The sequence below is a fragment of the Marinomonas lutimaris genome (assembly GCF_019426345.1).
Taxonomy (GTDB): domain Bacteria; phylum Pseudomonadota; class Gammaproteobacteria; order Pseudomonadales; family Marinomonadaceae; genus Marinomonas; species Marinomonas lutimaris.
Map to the genome: position 1 here is coordinate 1 of NZ_JAHLLW010000019.1, position 15768 is coordinate 15768.

Below are 15768 nucleotides of genomic sequence, written 5' to 3' on the forward strand. Positions count from 1 at the left end.
GAACAACCTAATTTACTGTCCGGAATTAGTTGACCACTACATTCAGGAAAGGGCTGAACGTGTAACTTTTTGCCAACTCAACAGCACACCTAATCCCTTTCACTCTTTCAACCGCTCTATCAGCCCCATCGCTCCGTCTTTATTTTTCGTTCTATCTGGGTAGATGAGGTAATAGGCTTTTCTTAGGGGAAGTGTGATTGGGCTGAGTGTGATGAGTTGCCCTGTTTTCAGTGCGTTTTGGATGAAGAGTCCTTGGCCGAGTAGTAGGCCTTTGCCTTGTATGGCGGCGTCGATCGCCATGCTGGAGAGGTTGAATTGTGGGCCTTTGTTGGGTTTTCGGTTGTGGTAACCTGCGGCGGTTAGCCAGTCTTGCCAGTTGGGTAAGTATGGGTTCTCGTCGCCCCAGTCGATATGGATCATTGGTTTTTCCAGTAATGCGTCTAAATCCCCCTGTGCTATTCCGTTAACGAGTGATGGACTGGCGACTAGGTGTACTTCGTCTTGGAATAGAAAATCGTGATTCAGTGATTTGTCTTGTTTACCAAAGCTGATGCTTGCATCACAGCGGCTCAAGTTGAAGTCGATCGCTGTATGGCTTGCTTCCACTCGTATTTCTAGGTCTGGATGTTGTTCCATTATGTGCAGTACTTTGGGCATTAACCACAAGCTAGCAACGGAGGGTAATGTGTGGAGTGTAAAAATCGTTTGCTGCTTTAATTGGTCTAGGCTGGCTTGTCCACGTTGCAGGCTTTCAATCGCTTGGTTGGCAAAGTATAGGTATTGCTGACCTGCTTGAGTCAGTTCCACACCAAGTTTTGAGCGTTCAAACAGCGCTGTGTCTAGATGAGATTCTAGCTGTTTTATTTGTTGGCTGACGGCCGCTGGCGTTATGCACAAGGCTTTTGCCGTTTTCGCAAAGTTGCCTGTGTGTGCTGCGTTTATAAAAGTGATTAGGCTGTTCAGGTTAGGCAGTTTTAACATGATGCTCTCGTAGAATGAAGGCTGTGCAAAACGTGGTCACTTATTAACATTATTGTTAAGCAAAAATTAATGATGAGTGTATAAAATATTGATTTAACTGTTTTGCTAACTTCATTAATCTGGACGATATCCTTGGCAATATAAAAGATCAAAACCTAAAGGGGAACACTAATGTCGTTATCCAATATTATTAATGAGACAACTTACCCTATTGAAGATAATGACTTTAGAGAAGATTGTAAAAAGACGTTGGCTGAAAACGGGGCTTTGGTCTTGCCTGATTTCCTCAATCATAAGGCGGTTCAAGCCGTTATTGAGGAAGGCGAGATGAAGAAGGATCTCGCTTGGTATACCAAGTCCACCCATAACGTTTACTTAACGAATGTCGATCCAAGTTATGACGCTGATCATGCGAGAAACAAGCAGGTCATTTCTTCTAAAGGTTGCATCACGGACGATCAAATTGATGGCGATTCGCCACTACGACAGCTTTATGATTCGGCGGTATTTCGAGCCTTTCTTGCCAGTGTGTTAGACGAAGAAGCGCTGTATAACTACGCAGATAATCTTTCGTCGATCAATTTACATTATGCCAGCGAAGGACAAGAGTTAGGTTGGCATTTCGATAACTCGTCATTTGCCATTACTTTGTTAATTCAAAAGCCTGAGGGCGGCGGTGTGTTTGAATACATTGAAAACATGCGTGACGCCGATGCTGGCGAGATGAATTATAGCGGTGTAAGTGAAGTTCTCGCGGGACATAAAAAAGTCAAAGAATTGGCAATAGAACCCGGCGCTTTGGTGCTTTTTCGTGGTCGAAATGCCATTCACCGAGTCACACCAACACAAGGCAATACCACCCGTATGTTGGCGGTTCTCGCTTATAACTCACAACCCGGAATTGCGCTATCAGAAGCGGCAAGCAAAACCTTTTATGGGCGAGTGAATTAATACGCCTTAAAGCGCTCGAATCATGATCTTGGCGTCTTCCCCGTAGCTCTCATTGGCTTGTTGGTTCTTTAGTTCGACAAAGCCGTGTTTTTGCCAGAAGGATACTGAGTCTTGGACAGAGACGAGTAAGGCTTTTTCAAAGCCTGATGTAGTAGCGGTATCAAGTAGATGCTTAACCATTTTGGTGCCAACTCCCCTACCCGCCGCGTGTTTTGAAATGGCTAGATCGTGTAGGAATAAGATGGTGCCAAGGCTTTCTTCTGGAAGGATTTGGTATAACTTGGGTGGTGTTTCACTGTGCCAAGCGTGGGCCAATAAATAGCCCAGTACGTTTTGCTCTTCTAGTCTGCTTTGTTCTGCTAATTCTGCTTTTGCAAGGTAAACGAAACAACAGCTTGGGGATTGTTGCCATTTGCTTTGCAGTACCTCTAGGCTTTCAGGTTCGATTTCTGAATACACTTCAGCTTGGATTTTTAGTATCTCAGCCCACATGGTTTGGATAATTGGCTGTATGTGTCTGCTTGTCATTGGTTCGCCGCCTTAATGCCCGACTCAATTGATCTCACCATAATGTGCTGTGGCCCTGCGGCTCCGCCGTGGTAGAGCGTGTTGGTGTCCTGAAAGCCACCTTTTAAATAAAGTTCTTTGGCGATGAGATTTTGGCAGTTTACAGTTAAGAAGATATTTAAGTGGTTAGGATAAGCTTCGCTCAGATAGTTTGGTAGCGCCAAGATGGCTTGTTTCGCGTAGCCTTTGCTTTGGTGCTCTTTGCTGATAAAAAAGCTACGTAAGCCAATTGAGTTAGATTGTCTGGCAAAGTCGTAGTTTTTTGCATAGGTAGTATCGATGAGAAAGAAGCCGACAATGGTGTCTTCTACTAGGATCACATGAGGACGAATTTGTGCATTGGCGTTTGCTAGAATGTCTTCGATGCTGCCGACAAACTTTTTCTGTTCTTCCACAACACTCAAAGTAATGACGCCTGCTAAGTGTCGTGTCTTCATCTTTTCAATAGTAACCATGCTTTATCCTCCTAATTCTTTTCTTTTTTACCTTGTTGTATTTATCCCATTAGCCCAAATTATAAGCAGCCATCCAATTTGAAAGTGGTATTCTATGTTTGTCATCAAGCTCTTTGTTGCCTTGATTCTCGCACTTGCTATAGCGATATATCTCGTGAATTTAAACATTAAATCCAAGGTAAATCCTATCGAGGAAGTCACTTCCGCGCCTTATGAAAACTCAAAATTTCATAATACAGCACCGCGTAACCCTATGTCCTTGAGTGATACGGCTGCTTTGTGGATACGTTTTTTTACCGAGAAAAAAGTCGACACCACGCCAGACATCAATATTCCGGTACAAGCTGTGAGTCGAGCCGATTTGGATGCGCTGAGTAGTGATACGCTGCATCTAGTTAAGCTTGGGCACTCCTCTATTTTACTAAAAGTGTATGGCGAATATTGGCTAATCGATCCGGTATTCTCGGATCGCGCGTCGCCCTTTCAGTTTGCTGGCCCAAAACGTTTCCACCAGCCGCCAATTAGTTTAGAAGATTTACCTCCTATCGATAAAGTCTTGATTTCCCATAATCATTACGACCATTTAGACAAAGCGAGCATCAAGATTTTGTTAGCGAAAACTAAGCAATTTTTGGTGCCAAAAGGGGTCGATGGCGACTTAGTTGATTGGGGTGTTGAGGCAAATAAAATCGTCACTTTCGATTGGTGGCAAGAACTCCAGACTCGCCAAGGTTTGATCGCCTTTACACCTACACAACATTTTTCTGGTCGTGGGATGGGCGATGGCAATGCCACCTTGTGGGGAGCTTGGGTAATTAAAACACCTAACGAAAGTATCTTCTTTAGTGGTGATTCTGGCTATTTTTCGGGCTTTAAAGACACAGGCGATAAGTACGGGCCATTTGATCTAACCATGATAGAAACCGGCGCTTATGATAAAGACTGGGCTGATATCCACATGAAACCAGAAGAAAGCGTTCAGGCTAATATCGATTTACAAGGGAAAGTAATGATGCCAATCCACAATGGCACTTTCGATCTGGCGTTCCATACATGGCATGACCCGTTTGATCGTGTGGTTGTCGAATCAGAACGTCGAGGTGTAACGTTAAGTACACCTGAATTTGGTCGTATTTTTCCTATTAACGATTTACCGCCACTAACACCCTGGTGGCAAACAACACCTTAATTTTCCCACTCGTCTTCATTCTTTTCAGCACTTTTACTCTCTGTTTTCAGATAGTAAAAGTGCTGCTAACAAGGCAGTAGAATTAGTACGCTAGATTTAATAAAAAGCCTTTGCCTCTTCTCTTAGATATTGAATCAAGGTCTGCATTTTTTTCGGCAAATGACCAAAAGGATATTGCAGGTAAACAGGTAATGACTTTCCTTTCCACTCAGGTAAACAAGAGACAAATACTTCAGGATGACGCTTTAAATGTTTTTCAGCAAAATAATGTGGCAGTAATCCAACACCTTTTCCTCGGATAATAGCCTCAGCGTGAAGCATGTATTGATCTACTGTAAGACGAGACTTAGGTAAATCAAAAGACACATCTCCCTGCGTTCCATGCTCTAGCACTATGTCATTCTGCTCACTTTTCAGCGTATCAACCCAAGCATATTGATTCAGTTCACTTGGATGATTCAGCATACCAATTCGTTCTAAATACTCCGCACTGGCGTACAAACCTTGGCTTAATGTGCCTATCTGTTCGGAACGTAATTGGTCATTGGCAGGCTCACCAACCCAAACACAAACATCGTTGCTCTTTATTTCTTGGGATGACTGGTTGCCGGTGCGAACTTCAATATTTACTTGAGGAAACTCATCTAAGAAATCAAACATTAGCGCTGAAAACCAGCCCCGAACTAACGTTGTGTGTACATAGACAACTAATGATCCACTTATTTCATCTTTTAATTCTTCGACGGCTTTATGACCTTCATCGGCGACATGGAGCATTTTTTTTGCGAAAGGCAAAAACTTAATACCCGCCTCATTCGCGAAAAGTCGATTGGCTTGTCTGCGTAATAACGGCTGATTTAGTGCTTGTTCCAAATGGCTAATACGACGACTCAGGGTAGATTTAGACACACCTAATTTTTGAGCACTATCTTTAAGACTACCTGTTTCCATAACAGAAACAAACGTTCTAACTTCGTTCAGATCGTACATTCACCTTTCCCCAAATAAACCTTTAAACATCCCTAAGATGCAGTCTAAATTTTATGTATCTATCCACTGCAATGCAGCACTTATCAAACCAACTGTTTTTGAGCTCTTTTGCAGATGTTGCAAAAAGAGGAACAGAACGTGTCACCACAAAAAATGAATATTATCAGATAATACAAATGATAAGCATTCTTAATATCTTTTGTATAGCAGATTATACGAGATAAACACCACTTCTACTACGGAGAAATTGTTCATAATGACCCCTTCAGCTCGCCATTATAAACTGACTACTTTAGCCGCTCTAATCAGCGCCGCAACGTATTCTGCAACGTTATTAGCAGAAGAAAGTACTGTCGACCTAGATAAATTAGTTGTGACGGCCTCGGGCCACGAGCAACAAATCACTGATGCGCCAGCTTCTATTACGGTAGTTACTCAACAAGAACTCGAAAAGAAAGCGTACCGAGATGTTACCGATGCTTTGAAAGATGTTCCTGGTGTTATGGTAACGGGTGGTGGTTCGACAGAAGAAATATCCATGCGCGGTATGAGCGGAAAATACACGCTAATACTAGTCGATGGAAAACGCCAAGGTTCTCGTGAAACAAGACCAAATAGTGATGGCGCAGGAATTGAACAAGGCTGGACGCCACCATTATCAGTTATTGAGCGTATTGAAGTTATTCGTGGCCCAATGTCTTCACTATATGGTTCTGATGCACTTGGCGGTGTCATTAATATCATCACTAAAAAAGTACAGAATAAATGGGGCGGCGAGTTATCATTAAGTACCACACTTCAAGACAATTCAACGTCTGGTGATAGCCAACAAGCAGATTTAACATTGAGTGGACCTTTAGTAAAAGACAAACTCGGTTTGCAACTATATGGACAAGTGTCACAGCGCGACGAAGATGAAATTGTCGATGGCTATGCAGATCAAGAGATTAAAAATGCCACGGCAAAATTATCATGGGCTGTTTCTGAAAACCAACAATTGACCTTTGAAGCCGGTAAAGAAGAGCAATCCCGCTATCGCAATCCGGGTTATTCTATTGCTGCTGATGGAAGCGTGTCTAAGCAAGACTATGATCGAAAACACTATGCCATTACCCATTCTGCAAGAGTTAATAACAATAACATTGAAACCTATTTAACCCATGAAGAAATTGATAATCCTAGTCGTGATATGAATTATCAAAACACAGTACTAAATAACCAAACAGTACTGCCATTTGACTCTCATGTACTAACCGTTGGCGGCCAATATGATTATCAAAAACTAAAAGACGAAGGCAATGAAGCTGGCAATGGTATTGACGAGCTAACTCGCTGGAACACAGCGTTATTTGCGGAAGATGAATACTTTCTTACTGACAACCTTTCAGTTACTGGTGGCTTACGCTACAACGAAGATGAAAACTATGGCTCAAATGTATCGCCACGTTTGTACAGTAACTGGTCATTTGCTCCAGACTGGACATTAAAAGGTGGGATAAGTACAGGCTATCGTTCACCAGATCTTCGTCAAGGTAGTGACGGCTGGGGACAAATATCAGGTCGTGGCTCGGCACTTATTTTAGGCAATTCTGAACTAAAACCAGAGGAAAGTACTAGCCACGAAATTGGTCTTTATTGGGATAATCAGCAAAGTACACAAATCAGCGCAACTTTATTCCACACAAACTATAAAGATAAAATTACTGAACAGCGCATTTGTGACACCACTGCAGGAGATACTAGCTGTTCCTACTCTGGAAACTCTTATACATTTATAAGTGAACGAACTAATGTAGATCGTGTTGAAATGCAAGGGGTTGAATTGACCTTATCACATGAGTTCACTGACACGTTTTTTATCACAGCTAATTACACTTATACAGATTCAGAACAAAAAACCGGAGACTTTGCTGGTGAGCCGCTAAACCGCCTACCAAAACACATGGCTAACGCGACCCTTAACTGGGATACAACACCCAAGCTTACTTCTTGGACTCGTATAAACTACCGTGGAGAATCTAGTGAAGGTTTGAACCGCACATCAATGCAGGAAGCAATTCCTTCCTACACTTTTGTCGATACAGGAATCAGCTACAGCATCAACGATACTATTTCTGTTTATGCGGGAATCTATAACTTACTAGATAAAAAAGTAGATATTGAAAACTACGATACGGTATTAGATGGTCGTAGATACAACGCTAAAGTAAAAATCGCATTCTAACTCCCTACCCCTTAGCTTTCCTTATAGTGCAATTTGTAAAAAAGACCGCAACCTATTTGCGGTCTTTTTTTGATGGTACTTTTTTTGATGGTACTTTTTGTCATGACTTTTGCTTATAGACCAAACAGCAGGCATAAAAAAACCATACCTATCAAACGAAAGGCATGGTTTTTTATTCATCAATTAAAATTAGTTTTGGTTGATGAAGTAGTTAATAACGTAAGCTGGAAGATCCGCTGCTGGTACAACGATTTGTTCCATTGTATCGCGATCACGAACCGTAACTGGTGCGCCTTCTTGCTCGATAGAATCGAAATCAACCGTTACACAGATTGGCGTACCTACTTCGTCATGACGACGGTAGCCTTTACCTACGTTGCCCGTGTTTTCATAAAGAATACGACCAAGGCCAAGCTTCTGCAGCTTGTTTTTCAATTCCTTCGCAAGGGCTACGATTTCTGGTTTGTTCTTCTTAAGCGGCATGATAGCGACTTTGATCGGCGCTAGGTGCGGTTTGAACTTAAGTACAGTACGAGAAGTGCCGTTTGGTAGCTCTTCTTCCGTATAAGCTTCGGTCATTACAGCCAATAGACCACGGTCTAGACCTGCTGAAGGCTCGATACAGAAAGGTACTTCCCATTTGTTTTCTTCAAGATCACGAATCGCCAACTTAGCGGTTGAATGCTCGTTCTTTTTCACTTTCGCAGAAAGACCGAACTCTTCTTGTGCTTTGGTGTGAGAACCTAGATCGTAGTCAGTACGGTTCGCAACACCTTCTAATTCTTCAAAACCATGTGGAAACTTGTACAAGATATCCACAGTAGATTTTGAGTAGTGAGCCAAATCATCACCAGTCACATATTCAAACTGGATATTTTCTTCTGCTAGACCTTGATCCAACCACCATTGTTTACGAGCGTTAACCCAAAACTCATGCCATTTTTCATCTTCACCTGGCTTACAGAAGAATTCCAATTCCATTTGTTCGAATTCACGAACACGGAAAATGAAGTTACGAGGTGTGATTTCGTTACGGAAGGATTTACCAATCTGCGCGATGCCAAATGGCAAAGTACGAGAAGTCGAATCAACTACGTTTTTAAAGTTCGTGAAGATACCTTGTGCGGTTTCTGGACGAAGGTAAGTGTAAGATTCTTCGTTCACCATTGGGCCAACGTTGGTTTTGAACATCAGGTTAAAATCACGTGGCGCAGTAACGTTGGTAGAACCACAGTTATCGCATACTTTGATGTCTTTCATGTGATCGGCACGCATACGAGACTTACATTCGTGGCAATCTACCATTGGATCGGTAAAAGTATCTTCGTGCCCAGAATATTTGTAGACGTGTTTGTTTTGGATAATCGCCGCATCCAAACCTTCTACATCGTCACGCTCATAAACCATTGAGCGCCACCAAGCGGCTTTTAGGTTGTTTTTTAATTCAATACCTAGCGGACCGTAATCGTAAGCACCTTGCATACCACCGTAGATTTCACTGCCTTGGAAAATAAATCCGCGACGCTTACATAGGGAGACGAGTTCATCCATTGTTTTAGCTGGCATTTCTAAACACACCTTAAGCAAAATTCGTTAATGAGGACATAAAAGCCAATCTGGCATCATGTTCAAGTAATAATAGCCGACCATTGTACTCGTTGACCCTATTTCGCTCAATGGCGATTCCACGCAAGCAATGAATAAGTATTTCCCCTTACTTATTTTACGCGCTAAGACAAGAAAACCGCCCCACATCCAGACAAAATCGACCTAACAAACAGACAAAATCGACATAACAAAAAACTTTACACTTTTATGCATAAAAATAGGACAAAATAAGGAACTATAATGCTGTTTTAAAGTCCATTTTGTTAGATAATTCGTATTGTTTACATATTTGTATTTTTCATTTTTTCATGGGTAATTTCATGCGTTCTTATAAGCTCCTAGCAACAACACTTGCTACATTGAGCATAATCCCTTTTGTCCTGACAACTTATTTAAGCCTTAGCAACCATGCTTTTCTAGGGAAAACAGGCGTCACTCTTTTTGCCATTTATAGCGGCCTATCTCTCAGTTTTATTAGCGGCATAATTTGGGGACGAGTAATAGAGCTACCTGAAAGTGCTAATGGCAAGAGACTACTTATCTCCTGCTATATTCTCATATCTTCAGCTTGGTGCGCTTTACTAATGAATACGCCTGAGCTTTCAGTCGTATTATTACTACTCGGCTTTATTAGTATTTATTGGGTAGAAAACCGTTGGTTGAAGCAATCAAATGCTAATAAGCCCTTTTTGCCTTTGCATTTTGGTTTAACCACTACCATATGCATCATGCATTTGCTTGTTTTGTACCCACGTTATTAAACAAAAAGTGATCTAATTCCCTTCTCTCTGCGTATCATTACTCATCGTTCACACCAAGAGTAATGATACATGCTAACCATTTTCTACGATGGCCATTGCCCTCTTTGCGCCGCTGAAATGCAAACATTGCAGTCATTAGATACGCAAAAAAAGCTGCAGTTAGAAGACATTCACGCAGATAATTTCAGTGAGAAGTTTCCTTATATTGACAAGGTCGAAGCTGATCGATTACTGCACGGTCAACTCGCCAATGGGAAAATAATCAAAGGATTAGACGTCACTTGCCTTGCTTGGAAGCTCGTCGGAAAACACAAATGGATACAAATGCTTCGCTGGCCAGTGATTCGCTTTTTTGCGGACATGGGCTACAAATTTTTTGCACGCTACCGTCACCAAATATCGTCTTTTGTTACGGGCAAACCGCGCTGTGAATCCTGCCTAAAAGATCGCTGTGACCTTTAACCAGCGAGGTTCATTTCGCCTATTATCGGAGTCTTGATATGTCATCCTTTTATGCCTTAGTAATTGGCGCGGCCAGTGCAATCGCTCAAGCCGCTATTCAACAGTTTGAAGCTGATCAAGATTGCCTTGGCATCTTTGCAGTTAGTCGATCCGTACCAAATACTGAAAGAGCGACAAAAACCCAATGGCTAGAATCGGATTACAGCGAAACAAGCATTCAGAGAATTTGCCAATCTCTTTCATCTTATTCTGGAAAGATAAGCAAAGTATTGATTTGCAATGGCATATTACACAATGACAGCATGATGCCAGAAAGAAAGTTAGAAGAAATCAGAGCTTCTCAGCTAGAAGCTATTTTCCATGCTAACACCATTATTCCTATGCTGTGGTTGAGCCAGCTATTACCCATTTTACAAGGTGAACAAGCCACTCAAGTTGCCCTATTTAGTGCTCGAATTGGCAGTATTTCGGATAATAAAACCGGCGGTTGGTACAGCTATCGAGCCTCAAAAGCGGCATTAAATATGCTTATCCAAACCAGTTCCGTGGAATACGCCAGAAGAGCGAAAAACGTTAAGCTCATCGCTTTTCATCCTGGTACCACAGACACGCCGCTTTCCAAACCTTTTCAACGATCAGTGCCGAAAGACAAACTTTTCACGGCAGACTTTGTTGCAACACAGCTTTTATCCATCATGGGAAGTGTCACTATGGACAACAAAGCCGCTTATCTTGATTGGAACAACCAACCAATTGAATGGTGATTTTTCCAATCACCATTCAAAGAAGAAGTAGCCGATCTGTTAAATCATGTCCAAGCTTAAAAACAATCGCTTATTTTCAAGGCTTGCCGAAGGCGAACGATGCACTACACCTCGGCCTAATGACGTAGGCCATTCATCACCTTTCATTAACGCCACATCACCCGCCTTTAATTGATTAATACGGCCTTTGTCATGCAAGCCACTATTGTGATCAGACACATGACCGCCGAGCCCTAAGCGATCTCTTATCACATGAGCTTCATGCAGCCATTCACTACCGCTTCCCACATATGTTGATACTAAGCGACAAGGAATTTTATCTACATGAAAGCGTGGACACATGGCACTGGAGAGAACATTTAACCGCAAACCGACTTCTTCAAGATCAAATAAGCAGGCAAACATATCCACCAACAAGAAAAGATCATCAAGAAACAAAGCTTTATTTTCAGCATCAGGTAGAAGCCCTCTTAACAAAGAAATCAACTCTTCAGCGTTGCCCTGAGATTTGAAGGTGAAGTTTGGCGCTAACGTCAAAAGAGATTCTGCGTATTCCTCTACACCACCCAATTGGCGCTCCCAAACCACCATACTAATATTTTTCTGGTAGACATCAGCCAACACTTCTATATAGGAGGACTTAGCCACACCTAATAATGTTGGCCTTGTCTCTGATAAGCTTTTATCGACCCATTGAAAAGCGTTTGCCCTTTCATCCAGCAGATTAAAATTCGCTTGGCTAAAATCAACAGAGTTCGAAGCAATTCCTGAACTAAGATTCACCTTCATAACGCTTCCCCTAAAAATACAGACAGACACATAACATCAAAAACAAATATGTTACGTTATAACATTTTATAAATAAAGTGTTGAAATGAAGTAGATGAATCCATTACCTTAATCCTGACTTTTCAGAGATGGATTCCATGGAACAGCTAGATTCAACTGATCGTAAGATTCTTAATTTGCTGCAACACGATGGCAGTCTGAGTGCGACTCAAGTGGCTGACAAGATTGGCTTGTCTCAATCACCCTGCTGGCGACGTATTAATCGCCTAGAACAAGATGGCTATATTCGTTCGACACAAGCGATTTTAGACAGAAACAAATTGGGATTGGGCATCGTCGTCTTGGTAAATATCAAACTCTCTTCCCATGGCCGAAAAATGCTAGATGAATTCGAGCAAGCCATTGTCGACTATCCCGAAGTGGTAGAATGTTGGACGATTTCTGGTGCGATGGATTACAGCTTAAGAGTGGTTTCAAATAGCATTGAAAGTTATGAACACTTCTTGCGCAGCCAGTTATTGCAACTGCCACACATTCAAGAAGCGCAAAGTCACTTCACCATGCGTGAAGTAAAAAATATCACCACTCTACCGCTGGACTTGTAATTATTAACCCAGCAACTCTTAATTATTAACCCAGTAACTCTTACTTAAGAAGTGGATCATCTTTAGGTAATAGCTTCTGAATCCACAACGCTAGTTTATGTTTCATGCTTGGCAAGTCTTCTTTGTCTGCTGGTAATCCAACGACTAATTTATCCAACACCAACAATCGATAAATTGCTTCGGTTTTTTCGTTGGCAGACATGGTTGAAGAAAAGCCTGCATAGCCGCGTTTAAGGGCATAGTTCTCGCCAACTTGAATGGCTTTTTTACTTAGGGCTGCTTCATTTTTAATTTTTTTCATAATTTCCCTTATCTGTTGGGTAATCAAACAAACCGCCAAGCGAACAAGCCTAGCAAAGCGATTGTCGACACATTTGATCATAACGATATTCAAACGATTATCTCGACTCTATCAGCTTTTACGACTCAACCAAGCATTTCTAATCGATAAAGCCAAAAAATCACTTAATAAACACAATGTTAGCGGCTTCTATCTCCTAAATCACGCTCACACGTAAGACTAAAGGATAAGAGTAAATTCGACTTATTGTCGACAATCTAACTTGATAAACCGCTAAAACCAGACTATAACTAGCAATATTGTTAACAATAAAGTATTTCGTCTTCTTATGAACAACCTAATTTCGATCAAATCCGCAACACTGTCTGAAGACATAGCCCAGCAGCTCACCAATGCTATTGTGCAGGGGCATATTCCACAGGGCAGTAAGATATCTGAGCCAGAACTCGCCAAACAATATGGCGTTTCTCGCGGGCCATTAAGAGAAGCCATCGTCAAACTAGAAGGTCTTGGTCTAGTCACACGCACCGCCAATGTAGGCGCTCGTGTTATCCAGCTGAACACACAAGATATGCTGGATACCTTTACCATGCGCGAGGCATTAGAAGGCATGGCCGCTCGCTTAGCCGCCAGCAACATGCCATCAGATGAAATAAACAGCTTGTACGCGCTGCTCGACAAACACCAAGCGCATCTAGATGCCAATCAAGACGAACATTACGTGCAACAAGGCGGCAATGACGATTTTCACTTACGCATCATTCACGCCAGCGGCAACGCTAAGCTTATTCGTTTATTAACAGAAGAATTGTACGCGGTAATTCGCATGTATCGACGTCACACGGCCGATCAGCGCAGCGACCCGCGCCAAGCATTAAGGGAACATAAAGCCATTCTCGACGCGATTGCAAATCACGAAGGTGATCTCGCAGAACTACTCATGCGCCGCCATATCAGCCGCGCCAGCCAACTATTAAAGCAAGCGATGGAGCATTCTGCTGTCGCTTCCCGTACTTAATTAAAATCGTTCTAAAGAGAGGAAAATAATGACAATACTTTCAGCAGGCGCCCGTTTTAGACAAGCCGTCGCAACCCAATCCCCATTACAGGTTGTTGGCGCCGTGAACGCTTATTGCGCCATGATGGCAGAGCAAACAGGTCATCATGCCATTTACTTATCTGGCGGCGGCGTTGCTAATGCCTCCTATGGTTTGCCAGACCTTGGCATGACAGATTTACACGATGTATTAGAAGACGTGCGACGTATTACTTCCGCTTCGAATTTGCCATTACTAGTCGATATCGATACTGGCTTTGGTGGCGCATTTAATATCACTCGAACCATTCAGCAAATGGAAAAAGCGGGTGCGGCGGCTGTTCACATTGAAGACCAAGTTCAACAAAAGCGTTGCGGCCATCGCCCGAATAAAGCCATTGTCAGCCAAGATGAAATGGTCGATCGCGTGAAAGCCTGCGTCGACGCTCGTGTCGATGACAACTTTGTCATCATGGCACGCACTGATGCTTTGGCTGTGGAAGGTATGGAGTCGGCCATCGAGCGAGCCATTGCTTGTGTCGAAGCTGGCGCGGATATGATCTTCCCAGAAGCCATGATCACTTTGGATCAATACAAAGAATTTGTCGCGGCCGTGAAGGTGCCTGTTTTAGCAAACATCACCGAATTTGGCGCTACGCCTTTATTCAGTAAAGAAGAATTGGCCAGCGCAGGCGTGGATTTAGTGCTTTATCCACTGAGTGCGTTTCGCGCAATGAACAAAGCCGCGCTAAACGTATATCAGCATTTATTGAACGACGGCCACCAGCGCAATGTAGTCGACAGTATGCAAACTCGTAATGAGCTTTATGAATTTCTCAACTACCATGAATACGAAGATAAATTAGACGCGCTCTTCTCTAAAAAATAAGAGCCTAAAAAATAAGCACAAGCTTCTCTAAACAATAACAAAATGGAGTAGAAAAATGGCTAAAGTACTTTCTGGCGCAGGTCTACGAGGCCAAAGCGCAGGTGAAACCGCACTCTGTACCGTCGGCAAAGCAGCCTCCGGATTAACTTATCGTGGCTACGACATTGATGTCTTAGCGGACAAAGCCAGCTTTGAAGAAGTGGCTTATCTATTGCTGTACGGCAAATTACCCAACCGCACTGAACTGCATGACTACGAACAAAGACTGATGAGTTTGCGCTGCTTGCCTGAAGAGCTTAGAGCCGTCTTAGAACTTATCCCAGAAAGCGCTCATCCCATGGATGTGATGCGCACCGGCTGCTCTTTCTTAGGTAATCTAGAGCCAGAGCTGCCATTTGAAAAGCAACCTTCTCTAGCACTGCATACCGCGGATCGATTGGTCGCGACGCTGCCAGCTATGGTGGTTTATTGGTATCGTTTCAGCCACGATGGCGTTCGCGTAAATACGCACAATGCCAACGTGCCTTCCTTGGCGGGTCATTTTCTCACCATGCTGCATGACAAAGAACCAAGCGCTCTTCATACACAAGTGATGAACGCGTCTTTGATCTTGTATGCTGAGCACGAATTCAACGCTTCAACCTTTACCGCTCGTGTTTGTGCTTCCACCTTGTCAGACATGTATTCATGCGTTACTGGCGGTATCGGCAGCTTACGTGGCCCACTTCATGGTGGCGCAAATGAAGCTGCGATGGACATGATAGAACCATGGAAAACCCCTGACGAAGCCGAAGCGGCGTTGATGCAAAAACTTGCCAATAAAGAAAAAGTCATGGGCTTTGGTCACGCTATTTACAGTGAACGCGATCCACGCAATGACATCATTAAAAAGTGGGCCAAAAAACTCAGTGAAGACGTCGGTGACGATCACTTATACGCGGTATCAGAACGTTGTGAAGAAGTTATGTGGCGCGAGAAAAAACTCTTTTGTAATGCGGATTTCTTCCATGCTAGCGCCTATCGCTTTATGGGCATTCCCACCAAGTTATTTACGCCGATTTTTGTCTGTTCCCGCGTCACTGGCTGGGCTGCTCACGTCATGGAACAACGGGCGAATAACCGCATTATTCGCCCCAGCGCAGATTACATAGGGCCAGACCATTCTGAGTGGGTCGATATCGACGACCGCCATTAAC

At 42.9% G+C, this 15768-nt stretch carries 17 protein-coding genes; 10 read left to right on the forward strand and 7 right to left on the reverse strand.

Annotated features, from left to right (window positions below; genetic code table 11):
• Window positions 1-99: 99 nt before the first annotated feature.
• Window positions 100-981: a LysR substrate-binding domain-containing protein gene (locus tag KPL72_RS17175; protein ID WP_219703851.1), complete on the reverse strand. Its 882-nt coding sequence runs from the start codon at window positions 979-981 to the stop codon at window positions 100-102.
• A 171-nt stretch (window positions 982-1152) separates the two neighbouring features.
• Here KPL72_RS17175 and KPL72_RS17180 point away from each other — a divergent pair, with 171 nt between their 5' ends.
• A complete protein-coding gene (locus KPL72_RS17180) occupies window positions 1153-1932 on the forward strand; it encodes a HalD/BesD family halogenase (protein WP_219703852.1) in 780 nt (259 codons plus the stop codon).
• Between the two features lie 6 nt (window positions 1933-1938).
• On the opposite strand, the gene KPL72_RS17185 is transcribed toward KPL72_RS17180, so the two are convergent.
• Both KPL72_RS17185 and KPL72_RS17190 read right to left on the reverse strand, forming a co-directional pair.
• Window positions 1939-2460, reverse strand: coding sequence for a GNAT family N-acetyltransferase (locus KPL72_RS17185; RefSeq protein WP_219703853.1), 522 nt, complete (start codon window positions 2458-2460; stop codon window positions 1939-1941).
• Window positions 2457-2954, reverse strand: a complete 498-nt coding sequence (locus tag KPL72_RS17190; protein WP_219703854.1) for a GNAT family N-acetyltransferase — start codon at window positions 2952-2954, stop codon at window positions 2457-2459. Before KPL72_RS17190 ends, KPL72_RS17185 begins: the two co-directional genes overlap by 4 nt.
• Before the next feature lie 94 nt (window positions 2955-3048).
• Between KPL72_RS17190 and KPL72_RS17195 the strand changes: the two genes are divergently transcribed.
• Entirely contained in the window at window positions 3049-4143 is a 1095-nt protein-coding gene (locus KPL72_RS17195) for an MBL fold metallo-hydrolase (protein WP_212917795.1), read from the forward strand.
• A 96-nt stretch (window positions 4144-4239) separates the two neighbouring features.
• Here KPL72_RS17195 and KPL72_RS17200 read toward each other — a convergent pair whose 3' ends face one another.
• Window positions 4240-5133 (reverse strand): LysR family transcriptional regulator, encoded by an 894-nt coding sequence (locus tag KPL72_RS17200; protein ID WP_212917794.1) that lies wholly within the window; start codon window positions 5131-5133, stop codon window positions 4240-4242.
• Between the two features lie 256 nt (window positions 5134-5389).
• Here KPL72_RS17200 and KPL72_RS17205 point away from each other — a divergent pair, with 256 nt between their 5' ends.
• Window positions 5390-7357, forward strand: coding sequence for a ligand-gated channel protein (locus KPL72_RS17205; RefSeq protein ID WP_212917793.1), 1968 nt, complete (start codon window positions 5390-5392; stop codon window positions 7355-7357).
• Between the two features lie 189 nt (window positions 7358-7546).
• Here the strand turns inward: KPL72_RS17205 and KPL72_RS17210 are convergent, their stop codons facing one another.
• Entirely contained in the window at window positions 7547-8923 is a 1377-nt protein-coding gene (locus tag KPL72_RS17210; protein ID WP_219703855.1) for a glycine--tRNA ligase, read from the reverse strand.
• A 362-nt stretch (window positions 8924-9285) separates the two neighbouring features.
• Here KPL72_RS17210 and KPL72_RS17215 point away from each other — a divergent pair, with 362 nt between their 5' ends.
• The 3 genes from KPL72_RS17215 to KPL72_RS17225 all read left to right on the forward strand — a co-directional run bounded on the left by KPL72_RS17215 (window position 9286) and on the right by KPL72_RS17225 (window position 10952).
• A complete protein-coding gene (locus KPL72_RS17215) occupies window positions 9286-9726 on the forward strand; it encodes a DUF3429 domain-containing protein (protein WP_212917791.1) in 441 nt (146 codons plus the stop codon).
• Between the two features lie 69 nt (window positions 9727-9795).
• Window positions 9796-10188: a thiol-disulfide oxidoreductase DCC family protein gene (locus KPL72_RS17220; protein WP_219703856.1), complete on the forward strand. Its 393-nt coding sequence runs from the start codon at window positions 9796-9798 to the stop codon at window positions 10186-10188.
• A 38-nt stretch (window positions 10189-10226) separates the two neighbouring features.
• The gene (locus KPL72_RS17225) at window positions 10227-10952 is read left to right on the forward strand and encodes an SDR family NAD(P)-dependent oxidoreductase (RefSeq protein ID WP_219703857.1); all 726 of its coding nucleotides are present in this window, start codon (window positions 10227-10229) and stop codon (window positions 10950-10952) included.
• A gap of 39 nt (window positions 10953-10991) precedes the next feature.
• On the opposite strand, the gene KPL72_RS17230 is transcribed toward KPL72_RS17225, so the two are convergent.
• Entirely contained in the window at window positions 10992-11741 is a 750-nt protein-coding gene (locus KPL72_RS17230) for a DUF1826 domain-containing protein (protein ID WP_219703858.1), read from the reverse strand.
• A 137-nt stretch (window positions 11742-11878) separates the two neighbouring features.
• On the opposite strand from KPL72_RS17230, the gene KPL72_RS17235 reads away from it, so the two are divergent.
• Window positions 11879-12346, forward strand: a complete 468-nt coding sequence (locus tag KPL72_RS17235; protein ID WP_249411696.1) for an Lrp/AsnC family transcriptional regulator — start codon at window positions 11879-11881, stop codon at window positions 12344-12346.
• Between the two features lie 40 nt (window positions 12347-12386).
• On the opposite strand, the gene KPL72_RS17240 is transcribed toward KPL72_RS17235, so the two are convergent.
• Complete coding sequence (locus KPL72_RS17240) at window positions 12387-12647, reverse strand: DUF5062 family protein (protein ID WP_012068645.1); 261 nt, start codon at window positions 12645-12647, stop codon at window positions 12387-12389.
• 328 nt (window positions 12648-12975) lie between these two features.
• Between KPL72_RS17240 and KPL72_RS17245 the strand changes: the two genes are divergently transcribed.
• Genes KPL72_RS17245 through prpC form a run of 3 tightly spaced genes read left to right on the forward strand, consistent with a single transcriptional unit; the run spans window position 12976 to window position 15767 of the window.
• Window positions 12976-13665: a GntR family transcriptional regulator gene (locus tag KPL72_RS17245; protein WP_219703859.1), complete on the forward strand. Its 690-nt coding sequence runs from the start codon at window positions 12976-12978 to the stop codon at window positions 13663-13665.
• Window positions 13666-13693: 28 nt separating this feature from the next.
• Complete coding sequence (gene prpB / locus KPL72_RS17250) at window positions 13694-14572, forward strand: methylisocitrate lyase (protein ID WP_072840362.1); 879 nt, start codon at window positions 13694-13696, stop codon at window positions 14570-14572.
• 55 nt (window positions 14573-14627) lie between these two features.
• Window positions 14628-15767 (forward strand): bifunctional 2-methylcitrate synthase/citrate synthase, encoded by a 1140-nt coding sequence (gene prpC / locus KPL72_RS17255; RefSeq protein WP_212917784.1) that lies wholly within the window; start codon window positions 14628-14630, stop codon window positions 15765-15767.
• Window position 15768: the final 1 nt, after the last annotated feature.